Source organism: Uliginosibacterium silvisoli, from assembly GCF_036017035.1.
Lineage (GTDB): Bacteria > Pseudomonadota > Gammaproteobacteria > Burkholderiales > Rhodocyclaceae > Viridibacterium > Viridibacterium silvisoli.
This window is the reverse complement of record NZ_JAYXHS010000004.1, coordinates 106,516-126,485: the sequence shown is the minus strand read 5'-3', so window position 1 is coordinate 126,485 and position 19,970 is coordinate 106,516. Positions and strand designations below refer to the sequence as shown.

The 19,970-nt window shown below is 57.2% G+C and carries 11 protein-coding genes; 8 read left to right on the top strand and 3 right to left on the bottom strand.

Annotated elements, in window-relative coordinates; translation table 11 throughout:
- Positions 1-611 precede the first annotated feature (611 nt).
- The gene (locus tag VVD49_RS18515; RefSeq protein WP_327600707.1) at positions 612-974 is read right to left on the bottom strand and encodes a hypothetical protein; all 363 of its coding nucleotides are present in this window, start codon (positions 972-974) and stop codon (positions 612-614) included.
- Positions 975-2,169: 1,195 nt separating this feature from the next.
- Between VVD49_RS18515 and VVD49_RS18510 the strand changes: the two genes are divergently transcribed.
- The 5 genes from VVD49_RS18510 (at position 2,170) to VVD49_RS18490 (ending at position 9,539) form a co-directional block, all read left to right on the top strand.
- A complete protein-coding gene (locus VVD49_RS18510) occupies positions 2,170-4,251 on the top strand; it encodes a hypothetical protein (protein WP_327600706.1) in 2,082 nt (693 codons plus the stop codon).
- On the top strand, positions 4,248-5,228 hold the full coding sequence (locus VVD49_RS18505; protein WP_327600705.1) for a hypothetical protein: 981 nt from the start codon (positions 4,248-4,250) through the stop codon (positions 5,226-5,228). The genes VVD49_RS18510 and VVD49_RS18505 overlap by 4 nt, the downstream gene beginning before the upstream one ends.
- A gap of 594 nt (positions 5,229-5,822) precedes the next feature.
- Complete coding sequence (locus tag VVD49_RS18500) at positions 5,823-6,314, top strand: hypothetical protein (protein WP_327600704.1); 492 nt, start codon at positions 5,823-5,825, stop codon at positions 6,312-6,314.
- Positions 6,315-6,464: 150 nt separating this feature from the next.
- Positions 6,465-7,298 carry a hypothetical protein gene (locus tag VVD49_RS18495; protein ID WP_327600703.1) on the top strand — a complete coding sequence of 278 codons (834 nt, stop codon included), beginning with the start codon at positions 6,465-6,467 and terminating at the stop codon, positions 7,296-7,298.
- Positions 7,299-8,000: 702 nt separating this feature from the next.
- The gene (locus VVD49_RS18490; protein WP_327600702.1) at positions 8,001-9,539 is read left to right on the top strand and encodes a Fic family protein; all 1,539 of its coding nucleotides are present in this window, start codon (positions 8,001-8,003) and stop codon (positions 9,537-9,539) included.
- Positions 9,540-9,881: 342 nt separating this feature from the next.
- On the opposite strand, the gene glgA is transcribed toward VVD49_RS18490, so the two are convergent.
- On the bottom strand, positions 9,882-11,339 hold the full coding sequence (gene glgA / locus VVD49_RS18485) for a glycogen synthase GlgA (protein ID WP_327600701.1): 1,458 nt from the start codon (positions 11,337-11,339) through the stop codon (positions 9,882-9,884).
- Positions 11,340-11,349: 10 nt separating this feature from the next.
- A complete protein-coding gene (gene glgC / locus VVD49_RS18480) occupies positions 11,350-12,621 on the bottom strand; it encodes a glucose-1-phosphate adenylyltransferase (protein WP_327600700.1) in 1,272 nt (423 codons plus the stop codon).
- Positions 12,622-12,973: 352 nt separating this feature from the next.
- Here glgC and VVD49_RS18475 point away from each other — a divergent pair, with 352 nt between their 5' ends.
- The 3 genes from VVD49_RS18475 to glgX all read left to right on the top strand — a co-directional run bounded on the left by VVD49_RS18475 (position 12,974) and on the right by glgX (position 19,970).
- Positions 12,974-15,403, top strand: a complete 2,430-nt coding sequence (locus VVD49_RS18475) for a glycogen/starch/alpha-glucan phosphorylase (protein WP_327600699.1) — start codon at positions 12,974-12,976, stop codon at positions 15,401-15,403.
- Between the two features lie 275 nt (positions 15,404-15,678).
- Positions 15,679-17,853: a 1,4-alpha-glucan branching protein GlgB gene (glgB, locus tag VVD49_RS18470; RefSeq protein ID WP_327600698.1), complete on the top strand. Its 2,175-nt coding sequence runs from the start codon at positions 15,679-15,681 to the stop codon at positions 17,851-17,853.
- Complete coding sequence (glgX, locus tag VVD49_RS18465) at positions 17,853-19,970, top strand: glycogen debranching protein GlgX (protein ID WP_327600697.1); 2,118 nt, start codon at positions 17,853-17,855, stop codon at positions 19,968-19,970. The genes glgB and glgX overlap by 1 nt, the downstream gene beginning before the upstream one ends.

Sequence of the window (19,970 nt, the reverse complement as noted above, 5' to 3'; positions counted from 1 at the left end):
AGAGAGCCTGCTTTGGCTCACTTGATCGGCCAATTGAAAATCGTCGCGACGCGCGACGGCGCCGCCATTTGGTATTAATTCCCGAAATGCCGACTACTGGACCCATTCCTATCGGGACACGCCGAGCGTGGAAACATGCCGCTCTACGTGTCAACGCCCACTGTCGTCCAACGATTGACATGAGCAGTATTCACGCTCTTCAGTCTTTTCTCTGGAGGGCCGAACGCGTACCTACATGAAAAGGTCTTGATTGTTGCGCGTCCCTCTAACTTCAGTGCCGCTTCCTCCCGGGGTCCCATTGTTGCCCGGTGAGCCGGCAATTCCTCCCTCGCCAGGGAGCCCAGCAGGCCCCCCGTTTAAGCAGCATTTGCATTGGTATCCACCTCCGCCCGCAGAACCGCCCGGGCCACCAACGCCGCCGCGTCCGCCAGCCCCGCCAGCCCCGCCGGGGGCCTGCAATTCGAAGAATCCGGCAATCGATAAATCAGGGCCGGCGATATAAATCGTTGGGCCGCGCCCCCCATTGCCTCCATTGCCTCCATTGCCGCCGCGGCCGCCCTTTGCACCCCAGCCCCCATGGCCCGGTGCGGCCTTGCATGCAACACAGGCATTCACCAATGGAACCATTTCACATTGTGAAGGGGTCCCTCGGCCGCCGCTGCCACCTTCGCCCCCTGGCGAGCCGTCACTCCCCCGTTGACCATCCTCTCCTCTCGCTGATATCCGAACGAAAGGGCCGGTGCTAGGCGCGGGGTTGTTTGTAGTGATTTTCTGGAAGAGGAAATAAAAATCAATTGCTTCCCCACTTGTGCCGTCAATCCCGGGTTGTCCGTCTGCGCCGGGTTTGCCATCGACTCCGCTGTCATACGCGCCATTCTCTCCCGACGCTGTAGGCGCAGCAACCAGTGAAGGCGATGGTCTCTCTGGCAATAAAAATAGTCTTGGCGCCAGATTTGTGTTTTGCGGAACTTCAATGAAAAGCTCCTCCACCGCGAGAATTACGGCATATGGTTTTGAGCCTCTCTGATAATTAGCAGGTTTCTTTACCTTCAGCCAAAGTGTCCGCGCTTGATTAAATGTAAGCGATTTGAATCGAAGCACATGCTCGATCTCTAAAACTAATTCAGGGCCGACAGTTGTGTCATCCCTTAATCGCACGGAGCGGACCATATCGACAATTTCTGGCGGTATCGTCAGACCGCTAGCTTGCGTTCGTGCCTGCGCAATCTTGTAGATCTCTTTTGAAGGCAAATTCTCGGCGTCTTGTGTCGTTGCGCAACCAAGAAGGCCCGAAAATACAAGGGCTGAGAGCCTGAGGAATAGACGCATTGCATTCTCCAGAAGGTGCGGTTTCGAGCGATAGCGATTTGGAGCTGAGTGTTCTTTAATCGTTGTTCGGGACGATGTGTACGCGGGCGCAAACAAGTGCGTGATCTGAAATACGTATCGTTTGAGTGCCGATATGCCGGTAGTAGCCACGGGGGCGCGTCTGGTGTGTGCTGCCGAAAAGCCAGGACTTAAGCTTGTCGCGGTCCGTCGCAAGGATGCCGTCGACTTTTGCCTTGGCGTCGGGCGACAAGCGGCTCCGCCATTTCATTGTCCTTCCCCCGTATTATTGACTTTAGATAAGCACAATATTGTGAGGGGGCCAACCTCTTGCCCAAAAGGGTGTAGTCACTATTTGTTCGACAGGCCCGAGGGTGTAGCTGCACTGATGATGCGGTCGAGGTTTGGAACCAATTAGGTAGTGACCGGCTCTGTATGTCCGTATGCACGGTTCGTTGCGGATGAGTCGTAAGCTTAGCGTTGAAAGCAGACGTCCTTGTAGCCGAGTCCCTGTGTCGGCTTTGGCCGATGACCTGCCAATCCATTCGGCATGCGGCAGAAGATCGGCCAAAGCGGTCTGTCGGTGCGTGGAGAGCGAACGGCAGCTTCCGCACCCCATTGCTGACACGCATTTGCAGGCGGGCGGCATGGAAGCGTCACCCGTGATCCAGAGTAGGAGTCCGACCAATCGCAGGGAGGGGAACACTTGAGTCGACGAGTTCTGTACGTACTCTGACAAGGAGCAGCAACAAGAATCTGCCCTAAAAGGCAGCCTGCGAGTAGTGCCGACAGGACGAACTACGCTACTAGCATAAGAACTAGTAAAACCACTCGGGGCGAGTCATGGTAGCGCTGTCATCTATTGCAGGTCTCGGAGGTTTTGCGCGGCATAGCAGCGCTGGCGTCTGCACCCTAGCTTTACTCGCCTTATTCCTTGTCGGATGTTCTAAGACAGAGGAAGCGCCTTCCGCTGCAGTGGAAGCCTCCGCGCCCGTAGCTGCTCCTGCGCCTGGTGCTGTAAATCAAGCGCCCACGGATGAGGCTGAAGTTGTAAGTCGATTCGAACAGGAGAGATTCAAGATCGCCAGATCAATTTCCAAAGATTTGGGGATTTCTGAATTGGACGCAGAGTCATCGACGTCTTCATGGTATGAAGTACATGAGTCCGGTCCTAAATGGTTTGTTTGGGCTCAAACCCCGGTCGACCTGAAAACGAAGCCTTCCCTCTTAAGGAAAATAGCGAACTCGAAAGAATTTTCGGTTGGCATTGATCTTTCCATGTTGAATGAATCCATCGACCTGCCATCATCCGAAATTAGTAAAAATCTGCGAGAAACTTTGGTCAAATCGAATGAAGATATTCTTCTCATAGAGGTCTTTGCAATACCCGATCCAAGATTTTTCTTAAGGGCAGAAAATAGCAAAAGGCTATTAACTTTCGAGGTGGATCTCAAGAAAATGCGGGAGCTCGGCGCATATGACGCGCTTCAGAAAAAACAGGGATCTTCATATACCGATGCAGACCTATTTGAGTTGCTTGACAAATTTAGCTTAGGCAGAAACTACTTCACTTTCCGATCAACACAAAAACAAGGAGAAGGCTCTATAGCATTTTCCTTTTGGGTTGACAGGCGTCCGATTGATGAAATTTCGCTTAGTTTATGTGTGGGTGGCAGCTCTGCCATTAAGTGCGGACCCTCTCCCCATATAAGTCGGCCACCTGTCGGAATGCTGGGAAAACAAAATTCAAATGCCCCCGATGCATCTTTGCATTTGCTCGATCTCGGTGAAGACGCATTGGCTGCTGTTTTTTATTGCCAAACATGTGGTGACAATTCGAGGCCGGGCTATGTAGGATGGCATATCCCAATTACGGCAGATAGCCTTGAAAATATTGTCACGACGCAGATAGTCCCGTCCTTTAACTCAGTGATTGCGCAGCCTATAGAACGGCCGAAGGATAACTCTGCCTTTTTACAAGGAGGGAGAGCGCTATACAACGCCTTGTTTGATTATCCCGACGTGGATGCACGCAACGCGGAAGACGTTTTTCGTTCTTTCGTAAAAAAGGCCTCTATAGCCGAAGGGGCGCCGATATTGTATATACGGACAATCAAGAGAGATCAGCGATTTAGCTTATTGCCGTTAAATATGATGGTAGTTCCGCTGTCGGATGGGGAGGAGGCATTCTTGGGTTTCGATGTAAACATTGAGGGATATCTGTCTGACCGTCCATATCTAAGCTCTTCGCAATGTATAAGTCGATGGTTTTTTTTAATTCCTGACGCCCGTGAAGGGCTGTTCAAGAATGCATACAATGCCTTTAAGGATTGGATTCCGCGATATAAATCGGCTAGCGAGAAATCTATTTTCAGCGAAAACGAAATTCCCGAATTCTCTCAGTGGATTGGCGCTTCGGATGTTGAGTCTAGCGGCCTTGCTTTGGTTACGTTAAGTCATCATGCACCGGGGCGACTTTGCTATGCAGACGAGCTCTGCGAAGAAGGGGGGGACTCCATTATGGCGAATGCTCTTCGCAGGCGTTTTACATTCCCGTCCATAGCTATTCTTAACGGCTGTGGGACGGTGGGAATTGGTCAGTCTGAGTTTGTTCAGAAACTAGCGGAAAGAGACATGAGCGCCATTATCGCGACTTCAGTTAAGGTTGATGCCGAAATGGCTGGCACATTTCTCAATCTTTTTTCAGATGTACTACAAAAAAATGGCTCTGATGCTTCGTATTCAATATCAAGAGCAAGATTTGACGCTGTTAAGCGGCTCAAGGACGTCTCCCCGCCAGGTGGGCATCCATATGGGCCCGCTGCATTGGCTTATATGACGCTTGGAGATGGTGGAGTTCGCGCATGTGTTCCACCGGGCCCAGGAAATATAGATTCTGTAATTGCAAAAGGGGAAAATCAATGACATTTCAGAAGTTATTTGTCTTTCTCTCAGTAGTGTCTTTATTTTTGTCCGATAGCGCATTCGCACAGCTGGGGGGAGGAAGAATTGTAAGGGTTGACGAAGAGGCCCAATCTCGCTGTATAGATCCATATAAAGATAAGCTTTGGCTTACCTTGCGCAGTTTGGTGATAAGCAAAAACTCACAGTTCCTGACGAAAGACAAAGAGGTATCCATAATAATTAAAGCCAAAGTTCAAACTGATCCGGTTCCGCAGGTGCCAATTGTCTACCCCCTTATGGCGAGTGCCAAAATTGGCGAAGGACCTGCAGGCCAGTACTCGATTCCAATTGAGTATTCTATTGTGAGTGGGCTGGTTTTAAAGCAAGATTCCGTTGTGTATTCTGGAATCGGGGCGGATATAACGTTAGTGAACGTGAAAGATAGATCCGGGTGGGGCACGGCTTTGCAAACACTTGATTCAATCACGAGCGGGTCGAAACTTCCAATACCTTCTTCGCCGTACACCCAAGCTGCAAGTTACCTTATATCCTTTGCGAATTCAGCCGTGCAAAAAGATATTGACGCACAAAATTCTGACAACAAAGCAGTCGCCGGTTCGATGCAATTCAATTTTGATCCAAACGGCCAATGCGCAGGGGATTTTGAGCAAACGGGTACAAAAGCTTTGATCTATGCTCAAGGCGATACGACGTCCGGTGGATATGTGCCACTTAACGAGATTGAGAAGCGATGTTTTAGTGCGCAATTTTTGCCCAGCTTTGTACTGAAGAGCGCACCTCGCCCCGTTAGCGGCGACTGCAGAACTGTACAAGCCGGGCAGTTTCAGTCAGTGGCAAATAACTATCTTGCTTTTTATCTGAACAAACAAACCATAACGAAGACTTTGGGCGCCAATAACTTGGCTACCCGTGATATGAAAGAATCCTTGATGCGATGCAAGGCCAATGGAGTTAGCGACAAGAAATGCTTGCAATGATATTTTTTCTGCTGAGTGGCGGATTAGCATGCAAAAAATTACGTTTAAAAAAAGGATAGGCTATAGGGCCTAGTTATAATTTTTCCGAGAAATAAACGTTGATTTGGCTAGCAATAGCCTCCGTGTAAATTTTTTTGACGATCAACTCCCCCCAATAACTAGGGCGATGCCGGCCTCCAGCAACTCGCGGAGCACGATGGCTTGGCCGCTGTCGGGGCTGCTGACTAATAGCAATTGGCCGGTTGGATGAGGTACCTAACGGCAGCTTCGTATAACAGCATTGACCAACAATTTGGTTTTGTTGGGCGGCAGTTGTTGGGCCGCTTTGGTCTTCGTGCGGTATTCGCTTGAAGTGCCAACCGGTCGTTCGATCCGGTCTCGACCCTACGACCGCTGCTCTGCCAATTGCCGCCATTGAAAACCTGACTCCCGAATGCCCGGATTGGCGGATGACCTGCCGATCTGCCTTGCATAAGGCAGAAAATCGCCTGAAGCTGTGATCCCTTCCCGGCAGATCACGCAGTAAGTTCGACTACGGCAGCCCCGGCAGGTCGACGTATCATTGGCACAAGGAGAGTTAGAGGCGCCGAATACATGTCACCGCGATTGAAGAGCGTTATCAGCAGCCTGTACCGGCCCGCATTGGGCAAGGGGCGACGGGTTTTTGCTGTATCTCGCGCCGAGGCGGAACAGTTACCACGCCTGCCGGCCGTTGCGGTGGTGTCCATTACGGCCCCCGCTCGACCACCTGCATCTCTCGAAGGATTCGATTTCTTGCTGCGACTGCAGTTCGAAGATGTCGACTTCTTAAATCCAGACCTCTCAAACAGAGCGAAGGAGAAGATGTCCGGCGCATTTACGGCTGATCAGGCAGCGCTCATCCTGGGATTCGTCGAGAGCCTGCCGGAATCGATACACACGATTGTCATCCACTGCGAGGGTGGGTTCTCAAGGTCCAGCGCGGTTGCCCTGAGCCTGCATCGACTCTATGACTACCAAGTTGAGATAGACCGTCTCGAGCAGGCAAATCCGTCCGTAGTGGCGATGCTGACTCGCAGCGCGTCCTCACTAAAGAAAAGCAAGTAGGCCCAAAGTCTCTCGTTATCGTCGCATGGGACAAACGACCACCAGGTCGCTCAACCTCGCTAGTGCGCAAGTAGTCGATTCTGCTATGCGTCTTTGACGTGTGGAGCACGCCATCAAAATCTTGAACCGCCTTGGCATGTGGCGCCTTCAATGGCCGCCACAGAAGCTGGACTTCTGCGCCATCGCAGCGAATGCTATCGTTCTAGCATGAGCGATCTTCATGCAGAGCTCACAAGGTTGTCGAACGCTTGCGACGAGATTGAGTTCGAAGCAGCGCTGACTGAGGCTGCTACGCGGATTCAAGGTCTCGTCTTGAATGCCAGCCATGACATCAGTCAGTTGTTGACGGGCCTTCCTCCGCACTTTCACCCCCTGCTGTATCGGACTCTTGAGAGAGCCATCAGCATCCATGCGCTGCCGGACGGAGCCGTACTGCGGCTATGGGCGTTGCCTGCTGTGTTGCAGGTAGCGAAAATCGGTCGGCAGTTAATTGAGGTGCCAACAGGCGGGCTAAATCTGATCCGACTGAACGCTACTCTGCATGCCAACCTGGCAATGCCAGGCACCGGTGGTTGGAGCAATATGTTGCCTGTCCTGCTTTCGGATACCTGCCGCCAAGGACTGACGCTTCATCAGTTGATTGAGGCTCCTCGACGAATGAGACAGTACATCCGGGGAGAGGCATCCATGCCTTTCATCCGTGCAGAGGATTGTCCGGCGATTGCCGTCAAGCCAGGCTTGTACACGTACAGCGTGCCTTTCGTGTCATACCAGCCACCTGGTGCGCAAATTGGCGCGGGCTCATCGTCGCCAGAGCTGACGCACACGCTCACTGCCTGGCTGTCGAGCCTGCCTGATGGACGTAGCGGCAATATCACGGTCCGATGGGTCGGCCGGCCAAGGGCTTTTTCGCAATTAGTTGAAGACGGGGATGCCCGTTGGCCGGTTGGGCTTGCAGGGTATCCATCGTATTTGAGGCATTGAGTGCGCTCTCTCGCGGGTCTCGTAATGCTCTTCTGTTTCGACTGCGCGGCGAAGCTACGGCCTTGAGGTTGGAGCCGAGTATCAAGGCTTGATGGCTCGATAGGATCGATGCCACGCTCGTCCCCTACGGCGGATCGGACATGGGCAACAGCAACTAGCAGCAGCCTGTGACGTTAGCGGCTATCTGTGTCGGGGAGCGAGCGGGGGATTTCCGGTGTGCCAGCGTTTGGACATTGTTATCGCTTCCTCGACCGTGTATTTAAACCCAGAGAAGGCAGGCGGTCTGGGCAAATAGAGATTGATGCCCGCGGTCGTGCTTGGCGTCGATTTTGAGTCGTCACGCCGTGCAAGTTTGCTGTACATCCAACCAAAGAGTTTCATATTCCCCTCCTACGCCTTAAGACAGTCTAGCAAAAAGCGATAGCAAGAGCCTGTAACGTCTGAGACGCCATTCAATCGCTGAATGGACTTCGCCTCCCGCACGCGAAGCGCGCCACGGTTCGCCGAGTGGACTCGCCGAAAGCATTTTCGCAACAGCTGGAAGATGGATATGTGAGCAGGCCTTTTGGATCGGCGGCGCAGCTCTCGCACATTCTGCATTGAGGGTACGCGGCAATCTAGGCTCGACAGCCCTAAATTAGCGACAAACATACATCAATGCGACTATAGTTAGCGTTTAAGTTACCTAAAATAGGCCGGACGATGGCTAACTTAGCGTTAAAGCGAACAAAGCCACAGCCCGATATCCCGGACGTCTGGATCCCATTGGAGCCCACGGAAGGGCGCCGCGCCCAAAAGCTGGCGCGTTCGGGCGCGATAACGCGCGTGGCTGCGGGGGTCTATGTCAATGCTGTCGATCCTGAGAAAAGGGCGTCGGACGAGTTGGGGCCGGTAGCACTTCTCACTCGCCGCCACTGGCAATTCATTTTAGGGCACATTGCGCCGGGGGCCGTGATCTCTCACTTGTCCGCGATCAGCAGTGGCATCACCCCAGGCAACGAAATCACGCTTAGCCATCCAACGAGGTTCAATACAAAAGTCAGGCTGCCGGGCGTCACGGCGGTCTTCCTGCCCGGACCAGGGCCACTGCCTGGCGATTTTCCGCTCGGCACGAGTGGGCTCTACTGGTCGTCCCGTCCTCGGCAGTTACTGGAAAACCTCGGTCGCGTCTTAAAGGCCAATCCTCGCACGACGGGCCGTGCGGGCGTTGAGGAAAAACTCATCGAGATCTTGAATGCGTCGGGAGAGCGAGCACTCAATGCGATTCGGGACGAAGCGCGTGCCTTGACCGATCCCTTAGGCGCGCAAGATCGTTTTGAGACATTGAACCAGATAATAGGTGCCTTGCTCGGCACTTATGCCAAGGGCTCACTTGTTACCAGACATGGTGCCCTCGTTGCCAGCGGCACACCTGCAGACAAAGAACGGCTGGGCCGCTTCACCATCTTGGCAGACGCGTTGCGAGCTACCCCACTGCCGGACCTAAACGATGTTGCAGCCACCGACCCCAGTCGAACGCATTTCGCTTTCTTAGAGAGTTACTTCTCGAACTTCGTTGAGGGAACGCGCTTCTCCATTAAAGAAGCAGAGGAAATCGCTCTTCACAACAAGATTGTCCAGAATCGTCCGAAGGACTCTCACGACATTCAGGCTGTGTTTCAGATGATATTGGATTCAAGATATCGCGCAGTCCTGCCTACTGCGGTCGACATCCTCGATGGCCTGCGTGAGAGGCATCGTCAGATGCTGGAAAATCGACCCGAGGTAAGTCCCGGTGAATTCAAGACCGAGGTCAATTTCGCGGGCACAACACGATTTACCGAACCGGCCTTCGTGCGAGGGACATTGCTTGAAGGCGTCAAGCTTGCCAATAGCGTGCCAGAAGGACTGCCTCGGGCAATTTACTGGGCTTTTCTGGTCTCGGAGATCCACCCGTTCTCAGACGGTAACGGTCGACTGTCTCGACTGCTGATGAATGCCGAATTATCCCGTTGCGGCAAATGCCGAATCATCATCCCGACGCTTTTTCATGACGAATACGTAGACGCCCAACGGGCTCTGAGCCGTGGGGACAATCCGGCACCCATGATTGCCGCGCTCGGTTACATCGCCAAGTGGGGCACGGCGTTCAACTATGGCAACCTGGAAGAGGTCATCGATGTCATGCAACGGGCAAACTCGTTCCAGGAAGACCGACGAGAGTTCAAGTTGCTGATGCCGGAGCAACTCGCCCGGAATTGAGATTTCCTCTGGAATGTCAGACAGATGTTCCGCCGGTCCTCCGACATTGGCAGTGTTTGATACTCAATTGAGACCTTTGCAGACGAAAAACTCCTGTCCACAAAGGGAGTTTTTCCTTGGCCAACTTATGCTTTATTTCGTGTCGTTCGGCCAGCTTATGCTTAATCACGATGGGCGCTCAGCCCCTTGATCCATACGAAAACGTGCCACGTTATACTTAATTCCCAGACAGGAAATGCTTAACGGCACATCCCTTTCGCATTTGTGGCCCGCAATCAACTCCTCAAGGCAAGACAGCGGCGCAGCCCCTGCAGGTGCGCCGCTGTCCGAAGCCCAAGCCGCCTAAGCCGCCTTGACCAATCCCTGATACAGGTCCAGATATGACTTCGCCGCGACGTCCCAGGAGAACTCCTGGCGCATCGCGCGTCGCATCATCTGCTGCCACTGCGCGGGACTTTTCTCGTAGAGCGTCATGGTGCGCTCGAGCGTCTGCTCCAGCGCAGCGCCGGTAGCGGCGTCAAACATGAAGCCGGTAGCCTTGTCGGCGGTCAGTGTTGCGTCATTCGCATCGACAACGGTATCGACCAGACCGCCAACATGCCGCACAACCGGCAAAGTCCCGTAACGCAACGCGTAAAGCTGTGTCAGGCCGCATGGCTCGAAGCGTGATGGCACGAGCAAGGCATCGGCACCGGCGATGATGCGATGAGCCAGGGCCTCGTCGTACGCGATCTTCACGGCCACCTGCCGTGGAAACTGCAACGCAGCCGCGCGGAAAGCCTCTTCCAGCGTGGGCTCACCGTTGCCTTGCAGAACGAGCTGACCGCCACGCTTGAGTACTGCAGGCAGTGCGGCAAGTACCAGGTCGAGCCCTTTCTGCGAAGTCAGGCGACTGACCACGCCGAACAGCGGTGCATCGCTACGCACTTCCAGCTTCATCTCTTCCTGCAAAGCGCGCTTGCAGAGCGCCTTGCCATCGAGCTCCTCGATCGTGTAGCAGCGCGCCAGCCCCAGATCCTTCTCAGGATTCCACACCACCCCATCCACGCCGTTGAGAATCCCCGACACATCCTTGCCGCGGCCGCGAATGACACCTTCAAGCCCGCAGCCGAATTCCGGCGTGGCGATTTCCGCCGCATAGGTCGGACTCACGGTCGTGACGCGATCCGCAAACTTGAGCCCCGCCTTCATGAATGACAACTGGCTATGGAACTCCAATGCCTGTGGTGCCATGAAGCGCGATTGCAAACCGAGCAGATGAAAGTCCGTCTGCGGGAAGATGCCCTGAAACGCCAGGTTGTGGACCGTAAACACCGACGCAGCCGTAGTCGGCGGATGACTGTCCATGTACGCGCAGGCCATGGCAGCATGCCAGTCGTGGGCGTGCACGACGTCGGGCGTCCACGTCGTGTCCAGCTCCCCTGCTGCCAGATGCGCGGCAATCCAGCCCAGCAAAGCAAAACGCTGCAGATTATCGGCCCATTCCGTCCCGTCGCTGGCCTGATAGGGGCTACCACCGCGACGATAGAGGTATGGTGCGTCGATTACATAGACCGGCACATGGCTGTAGGGCAACTGCGCGCGCCGTAGGGTAACGCGCCCTGCTCCGAATACGCTGCCGATCTCACAGACCTTCTTCGACGACAGCACCGCGTCGGCGATGGCAGGCAGCCCAGGCAACAACAGACGCACGTCGGCGCCTTGTGCAATGAGAGCCTGCGGCAATGCGCCAACGACGTCCGCGAGTCCACCGGTCTTCACAAGCGGGAAGACCTCCGCTGCTACATGCAGAACCTTCATTGCCGGCCCTTTACGACTGCAATGCTTTGAGCATGTCGCGCGTCACGAGCGTGATACCACTCTCCGTGCGATAGAAGCGCTTGGCGTCGAGTTCGGCATCTTCACCGATGACCATCCCATCAGGAATCACGCAATCACGATCGATCACGGCACGCGTCACACGCGCGCCACGTCCGATCTGCACGCTGGGCAAGAGCACCGACCAGCTTACGACTGCATGCGAATGCACACGCACGGTATTGAACAGCAGCGAGCGCACGACCTCGCCGGAGACAATGCAGCCTCCCGAGACCAGCGACTCCACGGCCATGCCGCGGCGACCCGGCTCGTTGTGCACGAATTTGGCCGGTGGCAGCTGCGCCTGGTAACTCCAGATCGGCCAGCGCGTGTCATACATATTGAGCTGCGGCTCGGTTGCCGTCAGGTCGATATTGGCGTCCCAGTAGGCGTCGATGGTTCCGACATCGCGCCAGTACGGCGCTTCGCCCGAACGGTTGCGCACGCAGCTGAGGGAGAAAGGGTGAGCCGCAGCAAGACCATTCGCCACGGCGCGCGGAATGATGTCCTTGCCGAAGTCATGGCTGGAATTCGGGTCCGCCATGTCGCGCTCGAGCTCCTTGTAGAGATAGCGCGCGTTGAAAACGTAGATGCCCATGCTGGCCAGGGACATATCCGGGTTGTCGGGCATTGCCGGCGGATCAGCAGGCTTCTCGACGAAATCGGTGATGTTGTTGTTCTCATCGACCGCCATGACCCCGAACGCAGTCGCCTCGGCACGCGGCACGGCAATGCAGCCGACGGTGCACTCACGCCCCTTGGCCACGTGGTCGGCAATCATCAACGCATAGTTCTGCTTGTAGATGTGGTCGCCCGCCAGCACCAGCACGTAGTCGGCACGGTAGCTCGCAAGAATGTCCTGGTTCTGATAGACCGCGTCCGCCGTACCGCTGTACCAGCGCTCGTCTTCGGTCCGCTGCTGTGCCGGCAGCAGATCAATGAACTCGTTCATCTCCGGCTTGAGAAAAGCCCAGCCGCGCTGCAGGTGGCGCAACAGGCTGTGCGACTTGTACTGCGTGATGACGCCGATGCGGCGGATGCCGGAGTTGAGGCAATTGGACAAAGCAAAGTCGACGATGCGGAACTTGCCACCGAAATACACCGCAGGTTTGGCGCGGCGATCGGTGAGGTTCTTCAAGCGGCTGCCGCGTCCACCGGCGAGTACCAGTGCTACCGTGCGTTTCGGAAGATCCAGGCTCTGGGCCAGATCATTGTGGGCGGCCATGATGTTTTTTCCTTGTGATTATGAAATCGGCACTACAGGCACCAGTTTGAGCACTTAGTGTGCCACCTTGAGCTAAACAGGTGCGCACAGCTACGGTGCCAGTGATCCTCATGGCTCCACTTTGGTGAAGCCTTTGCAAATATGCAACTCGATGCAAACCAATACGAACCAAACCCCAGCGGTAACGAACAAGGCCCGCAAATTGCATGGGCAGAAGTCTATTGCTGCACGGGCCATGGAGCAACGACGCGATTCAGCGCAGGATCAAGGCTGGAGCCAATTCGCTACACTGTTGTTATCGTCTTACCCGTTGCAGCAACACGAACCCCAGTGATAGCCAAAGGAGACTCAGGTGAGCCCGGACACTTCTGCAGAAATAACCAGCCTGCGTTCCGCGATTGACGAGCAACTGCTGAAAAACGTGGGGGTTTCGACGAAAGACGCGACCCAGACGGACCTCATGAAAGCCGTAGCCCAGGTTGCACGGGCGCAGCTCTCCGAACGCTGGGTCGACACCCAGTCGAAGGACCGCGACACCAAGGCACGGCGCGTGTATTACCTGTCGATGGAGTTTCTCATCGGGCGCACCATGTCAAACGCGCTGGCGGCACTCAACCTTACCGAGGGTGCTGCAAAAGGCGTTACCGAACACGCACATACGCTGGAAGAGATCACCGCACGCGAACCCGACGCGGCACTTGGCAACGGCGGTCTCGGCCGCCTCGCCGCCTGCTTCCTCGACTCCATGGCAACGCTGGGCTTGCCGTCTTTTGGCTACGGCATCCGCTACGAATACGGCATGTTCGCGCAGGACATCGTGCGCGGCACCCAGATCGAGTATCCCGACCCCTGGCTGGCCGACGGCACGCCGTGGGAATTCCCACGCGCCGACATCAGCTTCCCCGTCTGTTTCGGTGGCTGGGTAGAGCATCTGGGCGACAAGGCCGTGTGGCGCCACAACGCCGAGGTGGTCGCCAAGGCCTATGACATGGTGATCCCCGGTCATGCCACCAAGAAGGTCAGCACGCTGCGCCTGTGGAAGGCCGTGGCCCCTGCCCACCTCGACCTGCATGCCTTCAACACCGGCGACTATGGCCGCGCGGCCACGGTCAAGAACGAATTCGAAAACATCTCATGGGTGCTGTACCCGAACGACAGCACCCCGGCGGGGCGTGAATTGCGCCTGCGGCAGGAATACTTCTTTGTCGCCGCTTCGGTGCAGGACATCCTGCAACGCCACATTTTGGAGCATGGCACGCTCAAGAACCTGTCAGAGAAGGTGGCCATGCACCTCAATGACACACACCCTGCGATCGCCGTCGCCGAGTTGATGCGTGTCCTCTGCGACGCACACAACATGCCCTGGGCCGAAGCCTGGACGCTGTGCAAGAACACCTTCTCCTATACCAATCACACACTGATGCCAGAGGCGCTGGAAACCTGGCCGGTGTCGCTGATGCAGCATGTACTGCCGCGCCATCTGGAAATCATCTTCCGCATCAATGCCGAGTTCCTCGAGATGGCGGCCAAGTTCCGCCCGGGCGACAACGGCTTCCTGTCGCGTCTCTCGCTGATCGATGAAGGCGGCGAGCGCCGCGTGCGCATGGCCAACCTGTCCATCGTCGGCAGTCACAAGGTGAACGGTGTGTCGGCCTTGCACTCCGACCTGCTGGTGCAAACCATCTTCTCGGACTTCGCTGCGCTGTGGCCGGACCGTTTCACCAATATGACGAATGGCGTGACGCCGCGTCGCTGGCTGTCGCAAGCCAACCCGGGTCTGGCGGCCCTGCTCGACAAGACCATCGGCACCAAGTGGCGTACCAAGCTCGATGAGCTCAAGCAGATCGAGGCACAGCTCGACAACAGCGCGTTCCGCGAGGAATTCACCTCGATCAAGCGCGCCAACAAGGCACGTCTGGCGGCCTACATCCTTGAAACGACTGGCATCAAGGTCAGCCCTGACAGCTTGTTCGATGTGCAGGTCAAGCGCATCCACGAGTACAAACGCCAGCTGCTCAACGTGCTGCACGTGATCACGCGCTATCAGGACATCCTCGCCGACCCGAGCGCTGACTGGGTACCGCGCGTGACGATCTTCGCCGGCAAAGCCGCGTCGAGCTATGTGTCGGCGAAGTCCATCATTCGCCTGATCCACGATGTCGGCTCGGTCATCAACAATGACCCGCGTGTAGGCGACAAGCTCAAGCTGGTGTTCATTCCCAACTACGGTGTGTCGGTCGCAGAGATCATCATGCCGGGCGCGGACTTGTCCGAGCAGATCTCCACGGCAGGTACCGAAGCCTCGGGTACCGGCAACATGAAGCTGGCCTTGAACGGCGCGCTGACGATCGGCACCGACGACGGCGCCAACATCGAGATCCGCGAGAACGTCGGCGACGACAACATCTTCATCTTTGGCTTGAAGACACCTGAAGTGCTGGCCCTCAAGCGCGGCGGCTACCAGCCGATGCGCCACTACGAAAGCAACCAGAGCCTGAAGGCAGTGCTGGATGCGATCTCCGGCGGCCAGTTTTCGCCCGATGAACCGGGTCGCTATCGCGGTCTGGTCGACTCACTGCTGTGGGGCGGCGACCACTACATGTTGCTGGCCGACTACGAGTCCTACGTCACGACGCAGATCAAGGTGGACGAGCTGTATCGCCAGCCGGCCGAATGGGCCAAGCGCTCGATGATCAACGTGGCGAACATGGGCGCCTTCTCCTCCGACCGCACGATCGCCGCGTATGCGGACGAGATATGGGGGATTCCGGTCGCGCCCTGATTTGCAGAGTCAGGCATTGGCAAGCAGCCCTCACCCGGTCCTGACGGACCACCCTCTCCCGCAAGCGGGAGAGGGAACAGCAAACGGGGCGCGGTGTTTCGAGCTCGCCCCATTCGTTGCAGTCCCCTCTCCCCAGCATGGGTAAGGGTGGCCGTCAGGCCGGGTGAGGGCAAGATCACCCATAACAACGCAGCCCTACATCCCGGCCCCACACCATGAGCAAGCTGAATGACTTGACGAATGACTTACATGCGGCATCTGGGTTACCTTGCGGCATGCTCTCCAAAAACGATCTTGAACTCATTCTCGGGGCGCGTCACAACGACCCCTTCGCCGTTCTCGGCATGCATGCAGCGGCAGACGGCGTCTTGTGGGTACGCGCCTTCCTGCCGGGCGCGACTGCGGTGGAAGTCATCAGTGCCAGCACCGGGCGCCTGCGCGGCAAGCTGGGACTGCGGCAGGACGGCTTCTTCGAAGGCCCTCTCAAGGCCGCAGAGCGCTTCCCTTACCAACTGCGCGTGACCTGGGAAAGCGGCGAACAAGCGCTCGTCGACGACCCCTACCGCTTCCCGCCGATTCTCGGCGAGACCGATGTCTGGTTGCTGGGCGAAGGCTCGCATCTGCGCCCCTACGAAATTCTCGGTGCACGCCAGCGCGAACTTGAAGGCGTGGTCGGCACCAGCTTCGCCGTGTGGGCCCCTAACGCCTCGCGCGTCGCAGTCGTCGGCGACTTCAACTTCTGGGACAACCGCCGCCATGCCATGCGCTTGCGGCGCGAATGCGGCGTGTGGGAAATCTTCCTGCCCGGTGTACTCGAAGGCGCCTGCTACAAGTTCGAGGTCCGCGCGTCGAATGGCTACACCCTGCCGCTGAAGGCCGATCCGTATGCGCTGCGATCCGAACTTCGCCCGTCGACCGCCAGCGTCGTCAGCCACCTGCCGGAGCTGGTGCCAGCTTCGGCCGAGCGCCAACGCGCCAACGGCCTCGATCAGCCGATCAGCATCTACGAGGTGCACCTCGGCTCCTGGCGCCGCAAGAACGAGGGACGTGACTGGCTCGACTGGGATGAACTGACCGATACGCTCATTCCCTACGCACAGGACATGGGCTTCTCCCACCTCGAGTTGATGCCGGTCAGCGAACATCCTTTCGATGGCTCCTGGGGCTACCAGAGCATCGGCCTGTATTCGCCCACTGCACGCTTCGGCGACCCGCACGGCTTCCAGCGCTTCGTCGATCGCTGCCATGCCGCCGGTATCGGCCTGCTGCTCGACTGGGTGCCGGCGCACTTCCCCAGCGATGCGCATGGCCTGGCGAATTTCGATGGCACGCACCTCTACGAGTACGCCGATCCACGCGAAGGTTTCCATCAGGACTGGAACACACTGATCTACAACTTCGGTCGCACCGAGGTGCGTAACTTCCTCGTCGCCAACGCGCTTTTCTGGCTGGAGCGCTACAACGTCGATGGCCTGCGCGTCGACGCAGTCGCCTCCATGCTTTATCGCGACTACAGCCGCAAGGAAGGCGAGTGGATTCCGAACGCCTTCGGCGGCCGCGAGAACCTGGAAGCGATCGCCTTCCTCAAGCGCATGAACGAAGTCATCGGTGGCGAGCGCGGGCAGGCCATTACGCTGGCCGAGGAATCGACGTCCTATCCCGGCGTGTCGCGCCCGACCTATTCCGGCGGCCTCGGCTTTCATTACAAGTGGAACATGGGCTGGATGCACGACACCTTGTCGTACATGGCACGTGACCCTATCCATCGCAAGCATCACCAGAACGAGATGACCTTCGGTCTTGTGTATGCCTTCACTGAAAACTTCGTGTTGCCGCTGTCGCATGACGAAGTGGTGCACGGCAAGGGCTCCTTGCTCGACAAGATGCCCGGCGACCGCTGGCAGAAGTTTGCCAACCTGCGCGCGTACTACGGCTTCATGTTCGGCCACCCCGGCAAGAAGCTGCTGTTCATGGGTTGCGAGTTCGCACAGAGCAAGGAATGGAACCACGACCAGAGCCTGGACTGGCACCTCCTCGAGTACTCGGAGCATCAGGGCATGCAGCGCCTCGTACGCGACCTGAATCATCTCTATCGCGAGATGCCGGCGCTCTATGAACGTGACTTCGAGCCGGGCGGCTTCGAGTGGGTAGACCACAACGATGCCGACAATTCGGTGATCAGTTTCATTCGCCATGGCAAGAACGGCCAGATGATGCTGATCCTCTGCAACTTCACGCCAGCACCGCGCGAGCAGTATCGTGTCGGCGTGCCACGTGCAGGTGTCTACGCTGAGCGCCTGAACACTGACTCGACCTACTATGCCGGCAGCAATATCGGCACGCCGTACGGCCACGCCAATAGCCAGGATGTGCCCTGGCACGGCAAACCTCACTCCTTGCTGCTGACCGTGCCGCCGCTGGCCACGCTGATGTTCGAATGGAAAGCCTGATGACGCCGTTGTCTGAATTGCTGCACGAAGAAGAAGTCACGCAACCCAAGCTCCTGTCCGGCCATCCCTGGCCGATGGGCGCCAGCTGGGATGGCAAGGGCGTCAACTTTGCAGTGTTCTCGGCTCACGCAGAAAGCATCGAGCTGTGCATCTTCGACGTGCAAGGACAGGAAGAACTGCATCGCCTGAAACTGCCTACACGTAGCCAGGATGTGTGGCACGGCTACCTGCCAGGCGCTGGCCCGGGCATGCTGTATGGGCTGCGAGCCAACGGCACCTGGCATATCGAGGATGGCCAGCGCTTCAATCCGAACAAGTTATTGCTCGACCCGTATGCGCGCGACATCTTCGGCCACTTCAGCTGGGGCGATGAGCACTTTGGCGGCGCCCGCGAAAACCCGCACGAGATGGACACGCGTGACAACGCTGCGACAGCGCTCAAGGCACGCGTCGTTGCCGACAACTTCGACTGGGGCGACGATCAGCCGCCGCGCATCCCGCTGGCAGACAGCGTGATCTACGAGCTGCACGTCAAAGGCTTCTCGAAACTCAATTCACAGTTGCCGGAAGCGATTCGCGGCAGCTATGCAGGCCTCGGCCACGAAGCCTCGATCGCACACCTGAAACGTCTCGGCATCAATGCCGTGAGCTTGCTGCCGGTGCATTACCACCTCGACGAAGAACGTCTGGTGCAGATGAAGCTCAGCAACTACTGGGGCTACAACACACTCGGGTTTTTCGCGGTTGATCCACGCTTCGCTTCGGGCGTCGGCGAGCAGTCGTCACGCGACGAGTTCCGCAGCATGGTCAAGGCCCTGCATGCTGCCGGCATCGAGATCTTCCTCGACGTGGTGTACAACCACACTGCCGAGTCCGACGATGCGGGGCCGACCTTGAGCTTCCGCGGGCTCGACAATCTCAGCTACTACCGCCTGCGCGCCGACTCGCGGTCGCAGTACGTGAACCACACAGGCACCGGCAACACGCTGGACATGTACCACGCCAAAGTACGGCAGCTCGTACTCGACAGCCTGCGCTACTGGGTCGAAGAAATGCATGTCGACGGTTTCCGCTTCGACCTGGCCCCGGTGATGGGGCGCGGCGTGAACGACTTCGACCGGGACGGCCCGTTCTTCACGGCCATTGCGCAGGACCCGGTGCTGTCACGGGTCAAGATGATTGCTGAGCCGTGGGACATCGGCCCCGGCGGCTACCAGGTAGGCAACTTCCCGCGTGGCTGGCTGGAGTGGAACGATCACTTCCGCGATGCCTCACGCAGCTTCTGGCTCAATGCCGGCAGCACACGCGGCGACCTGGCGCTGCGCCTGTGCGGCTCTTCCGACCTGTACCACTCGCGTCGCCGCGAGCCGGTCGAATCGGTGAACTACGTCGTCTCGCACGATGGCTTCACGCTACGCGATCTGGTCAGCTACAACGAGCGTCACAACGAGGCCAACGGCGAGAACAACCGCGACGGCCACGGCCACAACATGAGTAACAACTGCGGCGTGGAAGGTCACAGCGACGATCCGGCAGTACGGAACATGCGTGGAAAATTCCAGCGAGCCCTCCTCGCCACCACCCTGCTTGCCCAGGGCACGCCCATGCTGGCAGCCGGTGACGAACTGGGCCACACGCAGAATGGCAACAACAACCCTTACTGTCAGGACAACGACATTACCTGGATCGACTGGTCGCAAGCTGATCAGGATCTCATCAATTTCAGCGCGAGCCTGATTTCACTGCGGCGCCAGGCACTGCCGTTCGGCAACCACTGGTACAGCGGCCTCTCCGACCCGCTCGGCCTGCATGACCTGACCTGGCTACATTCCGACGGCAGTTTGCTGCAGGGCACCGCCTGGCGCGACCCGAACTCCCGCGTCTTCGGTTGCCTCATCGGCCAGCCGGGCCGGGCCCGCGCACCATTATTGCTACTCGTAAATGGCGACAGCATCGACCGGCCATTCATGTTGCCCGCAGGCGTCTGGGAGGCACTCATCGATACCGATCACCCGCGCGGCTACGCGAACTTCCATGGCCAGGGTGAAGTGCGTTACCCGCTGCGCTCACACAGCGTGGTGATACTCACGGCAGCCGGGAATGTGATCAAGTTGTAG